10 protein-coding genes are annotated in these 7,598 nt (G+C 58.8%); 5 read left to right on the forward strand and 5 right to left on the reverse strand.

The genetic code is table 11. From position 1 onward, the window contains the following. Nucleotides 1-49 precede the first annotated feature (49 nt). The 3 genes from fusA to rpsL all read right to left on the reverse strand — a co-directional run bounded on the left by fusA (nt 50) and on the right by rpsL (nt 3,253). Nucleotides 50-2,164 carry an elongation factor G gene (gene fusA / locus NW860_RS07110; protein WP_414513349.1) on the reverse strand — a complete coding sequence of 705 codons (2,115 nt, stop codon included), beginning with the start codon at nt 2,162-2,164 and terminating at the stop codon, nt 50-52. A 154-nt stretch (nt 2,165-2,318) separates the two neighbouring features. Then, a complete protein-coding gene (rpsG, locus tag NW860_RS07115; protein ID WP_414396021.1) occupies nt 2,319-2,789 on the reverse strand; it encodes a 30S ribosomal protein S7 in 471 nt (156 codons plus the stop codon). A 56-nt stretch (nt 2,790-2,845) separates the two neighbouring features. Further along, complete coding sequence (gene rpsL / locus NW860_RS07120) at nt 2,846-3,253, reverse strand: 30S ribosomal protein S12 (protein ID WP_414396020.1); 408 nt, start codon at nt 3,251-3,253, stop codon at nt 2,846-2,848. Nucleotides 3,254-3,474: 221 nt separating this feature from the next. Here rpsL and NW860_RS07125 point away from each other — a divergent pair, with 221 nt between their 5' ends. Beyond that, nucleotides 3,475-4,059 (forward strand): ComF family protein, encoded by a 585-nt coding sequence (locus NW860_RS07125; RefSeq protein ID WP_414513315.1) that lies wholly within the window; start codon nt 3,475-3,477, stop codon nt 4,057-4,059. A gap of 18 nt (nt 4,060-4,077) precedes the next feature. Here NW860_RS07125 and NW860_RS07130 read toward each other — a convergent pair whose 3' ends face one another. Together NW860_RS07130 and NW860_RS07135 are read right to left on the reverse strand one after the other, a co-directional pair. Further along, nucleotides 4,078-4,935: a prohibitin family protein gene (locus NW860_RS07130; protein ID WP_414513317.1), complete on the reverse strand. Its 858-nt coding sequence runs from the start codon at nt 4,933-4,935 to the stop codon at nt 4,078-4,080. Between the two features lie 121 nt (nt 4,936-5,056). After that, nucleotides 5,057-5,854 carry a prohibitin family protein gene (locus tag NW860_RS07135; RefSeq protein ID WP_414513319.1) on the reverse strand — a complete coding sequence of 266 codons (798 nt, stop codon included), beginning with the start codon at nt 5,852-5,854 and terminating at the stop codon, nt 5,057-5,059. 260 nt (nt 5,855-6,114) lie between these two features. Here NW860_RS07135 and NW860_RS07140 point away from each other — a divergent pair, with 260 nt between their 5' ends. The 4 genes from NW860_RS07140 (at nt 6,115) to NW860_RS07155 (ending at nt 7,571) form a co-directional block, all read left to right on the forward strand. After that, complete coding sequence (locus NW860_RS07140) at nt 6,115-6,396, forward strand: hypothetical protein (RefSeq protein WP_414411924.1); 282 nt, start codon at nt 6,115-6,117, stop codon at nt 6,394-6,396. Nucleotides 6,397-6,510: 114 nt separating this feature from the next. After that, entirely contained in the window at nt 6,511-6,684 is a 174-nt protein-coding gene (locus NW860_RS07145) for a hypothetical protein (RefSeq protein WP_414396014.1), read from the forward strand. Further along, nucleotides 6,677-7,195, forward strand: a complete 519-nt coding sequence (locus NW860_RS07150) for a GNAT family N-acetyltransferase (RefSeq protein WP_414396013.1) — start codon at nt 6,677-6,679, stop codon at nt 7,193-7,195. Before NW860_RS07145 ends, NW860_RS07150 begins: the two co-directional genes overlap by 8 nt. Nucleotides 7,196-7,262: 67 nt before the next feature. Further along, nucleotides 7,263-7,571 carry a 4a-hydroxytetrahydrobiopterin dehydratase gene (locus tag NW860_RS07155; protein ID WP_414396012.1) on the forward strand — a complete coding sequence of 103 codons (309 nt, stop codon included), beginning with the start codon at nt 7,263-7,265 and terminating at the stop codon, nt 7,569-7,571. Nucleotides 7,572-7,598 lie beyond the last annotated feature (27 nt).

The following is a 7,598-nucleotide window of genomic DNA, read 5'->3' on the forward strand; positions in this document are numbered from 1 at the left end:
GTTTGGTGCGTTCGAACTTAGGGCGTGCCATGAATCCTCACTTCCTTTTTCAGTTGCTTTTGGCAATGATGGCTTCCGCGATATTGCGAGGAACTTCCTCGTAGTGGCTAAACTCCATCGTAAAGATACCCCGCCCTTGCGTCTTGGAGCGGATGTCGGTGGCATAGCCAAACATCTCTGCCAAGGGAACCTTGGCGGTGACCTTGGAAGTGCCACCTTCGGTAGTCATCCCCTCCAGCTGGCCGCGGCGGGCGTTGATATCCCCAATAACATCCCCGACAAAGGCTTCGGGCACTTCCACCTCCACCTTCATCACAGGCTCCAAGAGTACGGGGTTGGCTCTGCGAGCGGCTTCCTTGAGAGCCATTGAACCGGCAATCTTAAAGGCCATCTCGCTAGAGTCCACCTCGTGGAAGGAGCCGTCCACCAGGGTGACGCGGATATCGATCAGCGGATAGCCAGCCAGTACGCCAGACTCGCAGGCTTCGCGGATCCCTTGCTCAGCCGGTGGAATGTATTCCTTAGGAATGACCCCACCCACAATTTTTGAGATAAACTCGAAGCCTGTACCTGGCTCTGCCGGCTCCAAATCAATCACCACGTGGCCATACTGGCCGCGGCCGCCGGTTTGGCGGATAAACTTCCCTTCCACACGGCTGACGGCCTTGCGGATGGTTTCGCGGTAGGCCACCTGCGGGTTGCCGACGTTGGCCTCCACGTTGAACTCCCGCAGCATTCGGTCTACCAGAATCTCCAGGTGGAGCTCGCCCATGCCGGAGATAATGGTTTGGTTGGTTTCTGGATCCACCGAGACGCGGAAGGTGGGATCTTCCTTGGCCAGGGCCTGCAGCGCCCTCGAGAGCTTGTCAACATCCGCCTTGGTTTTGGGCTCAATGGCCACGGAGATGACCGGCTCGGGGATGTAGAGGGATTCTAGGATCACCGGAGCATTTTCGTCGCAGAGGGTGTCGCCGGTGGTGGTGTCCTTCAGGCCCAGCACCGCTCCCAGATCCCCTGCCCGCAGCTCATCTACATCCAGACGCTCATCTGCCTTGAGCACCACCAGTCGCGAGATGCGCTCTTTCTTGTTTTTGGTAGAGTTGAGCACGTAAGTGCCCTTGGTCAGAACGCCGGAGTAGACGCGAATAAAGGTGAGATCTCCATACTTGTCGCTCATCAGCTTAAAGGCAAGGGCGGAGAAAGGCTCCTCGTCGCTGGCCTTGCGTGACACCTCTGTGCCATCCGGCAGTATGCCCTTGATGGCTGGAATGTCGATGGGAGAGGGGAGGTAATCCACCACTGCATCCAGAAGCATCTGGATGCCCTTGTTCTTAAAGGCAGAGCCACAGAGCATCGGCACAATTTGACCGCTGATGGTGCCCTTGCGCAGACCTAGTATTAAATCTGCTTCGCTCAAGTCCTCCTCGGCAAAATACTTTTCCATCAGGGTTTCATCGACTTCAGCCACAGCTTCCACCAGCTTGGCCCGGTACTCCGCTGCCAGATCCTTCATTTCCTCTGGGATCGGCTCGGAGCGAATGTCCTTGCCAAGCTCATCCATGTAGATGTAGGCCCGCCTGCGCACCAGATCAACGATGCCGCGGAATTCTTCCTCTGCCCCAACAGGCAATTGAATGGGAACGGCATTGGCTTTAAGGCGCTCCCGGATCTGGTTGCAAACCTTGAGGAAATTGGCCCCCATGCGATCCATTTTGTTAACAAAAGCAATGCGGGGCACGTTGTAGCGATTGGCTTGGCGCCAGACCGTCTCTGACTGCGGCTGCACGCCTGCTACGGAGTCAAAGACAGCAATCACGCCGTCCAGCACCCGCATGGAGCGCTCCACCTCAATGGTGAAGTCCACGTGGCCGGGTGTATCGATGATGTTGATGGTGTACTCTGGCGCACCGGCAAGAGGCTGGGAGGGGTTTTCCGGATCCCGCTTTGTCCAGCGGGTGGTGATGGCTGCAGCCGTGATGGTGATACCCCGTTCCCGTTCCTGTTCCATCCAGTCGGTTACCGTGGTTCCCTCGTGAACCTCGCCCATCTTATGCACCAGGCCCGAATAAAAAAGAATCCGCTCCGTCGTCGTGGTCTTGCCGGCATCGATGTGAGCTGCGATGCCGATATTGCGGACTCGCTCTAGGGGAACTGTGCGCGCCACGTTAACCTCCCAATCCTCGTCGCCCTGCGACCTAGGCAAACTAAAAAACCTTTACAATTTTAATCTCTTTTGCCGACTTTTCTCCAGATCCTACGCCTCTCCTAGGCTATGGAGAGGGATAGCAACCACTGCCTCCTTACTTGGCCAGACAAGCTCAGTAGCGGTAGTGAGCAAATGCTTTGTTGGCCTCAGCCATACGATGGACTTCCTCTCGCCGACGGATGGCACCGCCGGTTTCGTTGGCTGCATCGATGATCTCGTTGGCCAACTTGGCTGACATAGTACGGCCTGAGCGAGTGCGGGCAAAGGTGACTAGCCAACGCAGCGCCAGCGAGGTACCTCGCTCTGGCCTCACCTCCACGGGTACTTGATAGGTGGCCCCACCCACGCGCCGCGCTTTGACCTCCACCAGAGGGGTGACGTTGCGCACGGCATTTTCCAGAACGGCCAGCGGCTCCTGGCCAGTGCGCTCCCTCACAAGGTCAAGAGCCTCGTAGAGAATCCTGGCAGCTAGAGACGCCTTGCCCCTCATCATTATCTTGCGCATGAGCATGGTCACCAAACGGCTCCCGTATTTGGGATCTGGGGGCACTTCACGACGAGGGGCACGGCTACGGCGAGACATAGTGGGACTGTCTAGAGAGGGGTAATGCAGGATAGGAAACTGGTCTCGGAAGAAGACTATTTCTTCTTGCCTGTAGCGGCTGGCGCTTGACCAGGCTTGGGTCGTTTTGCGCCATACTTGGAGCGGCCTTGCTTGCGGTCTTTGACTCCTGCAGCGTCAAGGGTGCCGCGAATGATGTGGTAGCGCACGCCAGGTAAGTCTTTTACCCGTCCGCCGCGCACTAGAACCACGGAGTGCTCTTGCAGGTTATGGCCAATGCCGGGAATGTAAGCTGTAATCTCAAAGCCAGAGGTCAGCCGAACCCGTGCCACCTTCCGCAGGGCTGAGTTGGGCTTTTTGGGCGTTGTTGTGTACACTCGCGTGCAAACTCCCCGCCGCTGCGGACACCCTTTCAGAGCGGGTGACTTGCTCTTGCGGACAGCAATGCTTCGCTCTTTGCGAATTAGCTGTTGAATGGTGGGCATGGGTTGGCCAGGACGGCTAGTCTTTATTTGGCAGTACCTAATCCTAGCAAGCAGGGATCCCGCCGTCAACCGTCGGGTCTCCAGCTCCTCTTTTTCTAGACTGAAACCGACAGGAGCACCTTGCAGCAGCCATGGGCTGGCTGGATTGGTGGATTGCACTTCCTTGCCCGCTCTGCCAGCGGCCAGCTAGGGGAGTGTTTTGTCAAGACTGCCAGAGGCAATTGCAGGCGGAGCGGCTCGACTCCTGGCCGGTCACCACCTCGCCCTGGCCGCTTTATGCTTGGGGGATCCACCGGGGAGCGCTGCGGAGAGCCCTCTATTCCCTGAAATACCAGGGACAGCGGCGGATTGGCGCGGTCTTGGGGGAATGGCTGGGATCCCGCTGGCTGGAGAGCCGGCAGCGGCGTTCTGACCTGCTTCGTCAGGACTATACAGTGGTGCCCATTCCGCTCCATGCGGAGCGGCTGCAACAGCGGGGCTACAATCAGGCAGCCTTGATCAGCCAGGCTTTCTGCGAGCGCACGGGTCTTCGCCACCTGCCCATTGCCCTGGTGCGGGTGCGGGCCACGGCGCCCCAACACGAGCTTAACCCCCAGCAGCGTCGGCAAAATCTAGCTGGAGCCTTTGCCCTCAAGTGCCCTCCGGCTACGCCGGTGTTGCTGCTGGATGACATCTACACCACCGGCTCTACGGTAGAGGCAGCGCACCAGGCTTTGGCTGCTGCCGGGATCCCTGTGGCGGGGGTGATTGTGGTGGCCAAGGCACAGCAGGCTGCCGCTTGCCTCAACCTGCCCTGGCAGCTCTGATGGGAGGGCCAAGCTTGACTACTGCGCCTGTTGCAGAGCTGCCTGGTGAGGATCCACATTGAGGAACACAGTGGCCTCCCCCTCAACGCGGATGATGCGCAAGGGGGGAAGGGAGTCGGTCGGGTTTTGGATGCGCTCTTGCAGCTTCTCGTAAAACAGCAGATCCGCTAGTTGGGCGTTTTTCGCTGCCGCCTTCCCTTTCAGCTCAATGGCCCGCTGGTTTGCCGCCGCCAAGATCAACAACCGCTCCGTTTCTTTTTCTTGGATCTGCGCCCGCACCGCTGCCGTCTGCGCAGTAATCGAGGCCACCTGTTTGCGCTCAATGGAGTCCCGCAGGGCCTGGGGGAAATCGGCATGGCCTAGGAAGAGGCCTTCTACCTCTATCAAGGGCAAGGTCTGGCCGTTGCGGTTGACGGTGGGCATCTCTTGGCGGATCAAGTCCAGGGCCTGCTGCTCGATGGCCATGCGCTGGCTTTTGCGGTAAAAATCCTCAGACTCGAAAGAGGCGGAGATATCGCGGATTTTGGAGCGCACCAACGGCACCACCACTGTTGAAAGATAGTTCTCGCCGATGGTGGCGTGCAGCTCGTCCAGGGTGGCGATGTTGGGCCGGAGGGCAATAGCCACGTCGACGGTAAAGGCTTGCCCATCGGCAGTGTTAACTGCAATAGCGTTGCTGATGGCATTGGGGGAGTTGGGGTCGTTGGTAAACTCCCAAACGCGGGTGAGCACGGTGTAGGTAATCGGCGTCTCGATCCCCGGGATCCGGAACATCACCCCCGGCAGCTCCACCCGCCCCTTTTGCAACCCGGAAAAGGTATTGAACACCACGGTGGCGTGGCCAGGCGGGGTGACGTACAGGCAGGCGCGAACCATTCCCAGGGCCGCTAGGAGAGCGATTGCTGCTCCAGCTAACCAACGCCTCTGGCGCGGGGGCACTTCCTCTGTCGGATACACGGCAGTTGCTCCTGTTCCCAGATTGGGGCTGACGGCACGGCTACTTGGTAACCAGCGTCTCTAGGCGGGATCCCAGCACGGCAGCCTTCACTACCTCCAGGTACTGGGGATTTCGGGTGAGGGCCTCGGCTTTGGCTTGCAGTTGACCGGCTTCTGCCTCGGCTTGAGAAATGATGGCGCGGGCCTCCTGACGCGCCTGCTCGATCTCAAATTGTTTTTTCACCAGTTCGTTTTCGGCGATGGTCTTTGCTTCGATAGCCGCTACAAAATCGGGGTCGAAGTCTATGTCTCGCAGCAGAAAATCCAAAACCTCGATGCCATATTCCTTGAGCAAAAGGGCCACCCGTTCCCGGATTTGCCCCTGGAGCACTGGGCGCTCCGTGGAATACAGAGCCTGGGCGGAAAAGCCGCTGGTCTCGTTGAGGATGACCGAGCGGACAATGGGAGCGATGCGATCCAGGTAGTTCTCCCCCAGTTGCGTATAGACCTTGGGGGCGTCCACAATGCGAAACTGCAGCGTCGCCTCAGCCGCAATCTGCTGCCCATCCTGAGAAAGGGCCACCAGCCGCGGTGCGTAGGCGGTCGGGTCGTTGTCTTTCCAGGTCAGAGCTTGGGTTTTCACATCGAAGGTGACCGTGCGCGAGACAAAGGGCGGTACCCAGTGCAGGCCTGGCTGTAGGGGCGTCGGGCTCACCCCCCCTCCCCAGGTAAACAGCACCATGTTCTCGCCGTTGCCCACCAAGCGCAGCGGCCTGCCCGCTGCCACCAGGATCAACACCGCTCCCGCCAGAGTAAGCTGGGGCAGCCAGCGGCTTACCTGCCTTGGCCACCTTTCCATTAGCAGCTGCCTCCCTCCTGCCCTTGCCAGTATTGTTGCCACCGCCTTCAGAGGGAGGCAGGAGCTTTCGCCATCTTTTAAGCTTTCTGCCCGGCTTTCCTAGCCTCGGGCAAGTTGCAGAAGGACGAGAAAGCAGGAGCGCTGATGTCCCTGAATCTCGAAAAGTTCGCAAAAGTTCACTTCACAGTTTGCAAAGACTCAGGATAAGCCGGCGAAAAGAGAAGAAGATTAAAACATGATAAAGATTTGGGTTGCCATTCATGCTGCCTCCTCTCGATTACGAGCGGCGAGAGATCCAGGTGCCAACCTCCTGTATCGCGCTGGCAGCCCAGGCTCTAATCCGGCAGGGGGTATCCGTCTACTGGCGGGAAGACAGCCTGTCCGCCCTTATTCAGCTGGGAGCCAGAGGAGCTAGCGATCGAGCTGCCATTTTGTTGGTGGAAATGAGCCTTGCCAGCCAACCGGAGGAGCTGAAGAGCTGGCTGGAGATGTGCTGGCGACTACCCAGCCATCGCCGCGAGCTGTTGCAGGTGCGAGGATAGGGGATCGCTTCTTCTGCAGGCGCGCCAGTCTTGCAAAGTAGGCTGGGGGAATTGGGTCCTGAAAGACAGGGGCCAGGCGCTGCAAAATAGTCTGTAGTCTAGCACCCTCAGCCTATGGATCTCTTGCGGCAGTACGTCCTTCCCGCCCTGATCCTACTGGTATTCCTGTTTACTCTGGTGGTGGTGAGCATCCGCTCGTTTCTACCCCAAGATATGGCCCAGCCTGCACCGATAGAGGAAGCCCCTCCTGTAGCTCTTTCTGGTTGCTGGATGCCTGCCTATGTCTGAAACTGGGATCCCTTTGCCTGCCGGCTACCGTTGGCGCATTGGCTCTGCCTGGGATCGACCCTGGGTGCGGCGGGGACTGCAGGCCACTTTGCAGGAATCTTTCCCCGAGCAGAAGCACTGGGATCACCTGGAGAAGACGCTAGATCGCCTCTTTGACCCCCCGCGTACCCCCTGCTGGTGGATCTTGAAAGAAGAAACAGGGGAGCCAGTGGGCGGTGTTTGGGCCGGCATCTCTACCGATCAAGCCACCTATCGGCGGGTAGCCTACGTCTTCTTGCTCTGGGTGGATCCTGCTCACCGCCGGCGAGGGCTGGGCAGGGCCTTGATGCAACAGGTGGAACGCTGGGGATCCCAGCAGCAGTTGGCAGCCATCACCCTGCAGGTTTATCGCCACAACCAGGCTGCCCTCAACTTTTACAAGCAGGCCCACTTTAGCGTGCAAGGCTACTGGCTGTATAAGCCCCTCGGCGGCGCCAGCACAGCTGATCCAGAAGGTTATGAAGTTTTGTAAGTAAGCCAGGCCTTGTTCTCAGTTCCCTTTTTGATGAAAGCGGTGGCAACGAGTGGGGGGAACGCCCATGTCCAGACCTGTCAAGCTGAGCGAAGCAGAGATCCAAGCCAAGCTGGAAAGCCTGCCGGGCTGGTCCTTGCGGGAGGGAAAGCTGCACCGCCAATTTCAGTTTCGCTCCTTTGTCGAAGCCTTTGGCTGGATGAGCAGTGTGGCCTTGGTGGCTGAGAGCATGGGCCACCATCCCGAATGGACCAATGTGTACAACCGCGTGCGGGTGGATCTCACCACCCACGACGCCGGGGGCATTACGGAGCTGGACTTTGCCTTGGCACAACGCATGAACGAGCTAGCCGGCTCCTCGGCAGCCAATGGCTGAGCTGATCGCGTTAGCGGGCCGTAGGCC

The organism is Synechococcus sp. F70.1, from assembly GCF_047502745.1.
Taxonomy (GTDB): domain Bacteria; phylum Cyanobacteriota; class Cyanobacteriia; order Thermostichales; family Thermostichaceae; genus Thermostichus.